Source organism: Halomonas denitrificans (genome assembly GCA_019800895.1).
In the GTDB taxonomy this organism is placed as follows: domain Bacteria; phylum Pseudomonadota; class Gammaproteobacteria; order Xanthomonadales; family Wenzhouxiangellaceae.
The window spans coordinates 1-2,883 of the sequence record JAHVKF010000005.1; the positions used below are offsets into that span (position 1 = coordinate 1).

Sequence of the window (2,883 nt, forward strand, 5' to 3'; positions counted from 1 at the left end):
GCAAACGTGTAGCCGGCCGGCGTCGGGTCCGCGACCTGCACCGACTGGGCGTCGGACGGGCCGTTGTTGGTTACCGTGATGTCGTAGGTCACCTGGGTGCCCGCGATCGCCGTGGCCGGGCCGGTCTTGGTGATGGCCAGGTCCGCTTCCGCACCGACCGTGGTGGTCGCCGACGAGGCGTTGTTGGCACCGTTCGGGTCGGTCGTGGGCGACGACACGGTGGCCGTGTTGGTCACATCGCCGAGCGTCGACGGGGCGATCGAGAAGGTGACGTCGAACGCCACGCTGCCACCGGCCGCGACCGTGCCGAGGGCGCACGGGAACCCGCCGCCGCACGGGGCGGTGGCGCCACTGAACGTGTAGCCCGCCGGCGTGGGGTCGTCCACCGTAACCGATTGCGCGTCGGAGGGACCGTTGTTGGTCACCGTGATCGAGTAGGTCGCCGTCGTGCCCGCGATCGCCGTGGCCGGGCCGGTCTTGGTGATGCCCAAGTCCGCTTCCGCACCGACCGTGGTGGTCGCCGACGAGGCATTGTTGGCACCGTTCGGGTCGGTCGTGGGCGACGACACGGTGGCCGTGTTGGTCACATCGCCGAGCGTCGACGGGGCGATCGAGAAGGTGACGTCGAACGCCACGCTGCCACCGGCCGCGATCATGCCGAGGGCGCACGGGAAACCGCCGCCGCACGGTGCGGTGGCGCCACTGAACGTGTAGCCCGCCGGCGTGGGATCGTCCACCGTAACCGACTGCGCATCGGAGGGACCGTTGTTGGTGACCGTGATCGAGTAGGTCGCCGTCGTGCCCGCGATCGCCGTGGCCGGACCCGTCTTGGTGATCGCCATGTCGGCTTCGGCCACCACCGTGGTCGTGGCCGACGCGCTGTCGTTGGTGGCGTCCGGATCGGTCGTGCTGGTCGATACGGTGGCCGTGTTGGTCACGTCACCGGTGGTGGCCGGATCGATGTCGAAGGTCACCTGGATCGTCACGTTGGCGCCGGCGCTGACCGTGCCGAGTGCGCACGGGAAGCCACCCGCACAAGGTGCCGTGGCCGAGGCGAAGGTGTAGCCGGCCGGGGTCGGATCGGCAACGGAGACGTCCGCGGCGTCCGCGGGCCCGTTGTTGGTCACCGTGATGTCGTAGGTCACCTGGGTGCCGGCGACGGCCGTGGCCGGGCCGGTCTTGGCGACCGAGAGATCGGCGTCGGCGGCAGCGTTGTAGACCGTCACGGCCGACGACGAATCATTCGCTCCGTTCGGATCCTGGGTACCGCTTCCGAAAGCAGGCTGGACCGAGGCCGTATTGGTCACGATCGTGCCATCGGCGGCCGGGGCGAAATCGGCAGTAAAGGTGAACGTGCTGCTCTGGCCGTTGGCAAAGGCCGCTGCGCTGTCGCAGGTAATGATCTGCGGCGAGCCGGCATCGGAGGCGCAGCTCCAGTCGGCCGCGTTCGGGCCTGCGAGAGCTACGGCGCCTGCCGCCCCGCCGTTGACCGTGACGCCGGACGGCAGGGAATCGGTAACCTCCACGGTACTTGTGGTCGCATCGGGTCCGTTGTTGTCAACGCCGATCGAATACGTGCCGCTGCCGCCACTCGCCGGCATCGATGCCGGCCCGCTCTTGGTGATGGCCAGGTCACTGCTGGTCGATCCGCCGATCGACACACCGTCGAGGAACACCCAGCTTGCATTGTCCCCAGTGGTGTTGCGGGCTCTGAACGTGAGATTGCAGCTCGTCGCATCCGCAGTGAAGAAGAGACGCTGCTGAAACCAGATTCGACGGTCTGCCGGCGTCAATCGAAGCGTTTCCTGCTGATCTGAGCAAAGCGTGACCTCGAACCAGGCTTCGGCGGCGGTGGGCGACGAAGTCACGACGTCGGTCATGATGTACCACTCGACCGCATACGTTTCGCCGGGGACGAGGTTGGTGTAGTTCTTCTGGATCGCTTCCTGGACTCCCGGGCTGCCGCTGTACTGGACACCTCCACCGTAGTTGTTGCCATCGGGCGGAGCCAGGTAGACGTGGTTGACGAAGCCACTGGGTGTGACGCAGTCGTAGCTGCCCTCGACGTTGACCCATCCGTCGTTGTTGTAGCAAGGGTCCATGTCGTTGTCTGCGGAGGACTCCGGAACGGTCGCTGCCGTTGCGGAGCCCGCGACGATGGCCATCAACCAGCCGGCCATCAAGAGAACAAATGAATAGCGTTTCATCCTGCAATTCCCCTTTTTTGAGTGTGTGCGCACCTGCAACCTGCCTGATCGCTCGGCCGAAACCGTCCACCCCGCAGATAACGGAGAAGGAACATGGGTGGCCTATTTATGGCACTCGATGCAGGAAAGCATCTGGCGTCCGATCGAGTGCGGCAGACGGGGGCAGAGTAGCACCGCCGCCCCGGAAAGCGGAAAATCTTTCTGTGACTCTGGTCACGAGAGCGGAACTCTTTCCGATTCCCGACATACTCGTTCAGCGCCATCCGGCGCGTCTTCCGCACCGGAACCGACACCATCCGCTTGATGGCGCAGGCTATTGTTCGGCGTCCGAACGGCTCGACTGGCCGCGCCAGTACGCGCGAGACCGCCCGACCTGCACGGCAGGCGACTCGAGACGACGAGTATGAGGCGACGCCTCGGGCATGTGCTTTTTTTGCTGGGACGGCGTTGGATACGGGGAACTCGAAGCCCGGTTTTCCCGGTCATTCCAGCGGGGAGCACCGACCCGCCCGACCCGCCGGACCCGCCGATTTCCCGAAACCGGCGCCGACAAAAAAACGGGCGCCCCCTGGGGACGCCCGTTTCGATGCAGTCGATCAATCGATCGATCGCGGTCGCCAGCGACCGCTGACCGGTCAGATCATCCGACGAACCTGCAGGCCGCCGGCGATCATCA

Annotated in this window: 1 protein-coding gene; it reads right to left on the bottom strand. The window is 65.9% G+C overall.

The genetic code is table 11. The features are described 5' to 3' along the window. The coding region (locus KUV67_13840) for a DUF11 domain-containing protein (GenBank protein ID MBY6205968.1) at positions 1–2,207 on the bottom strand (2,207 nt) is incomplete at its 3' end. Positions 2,208–2,883 lie beyond the last annotated feature (676 nt).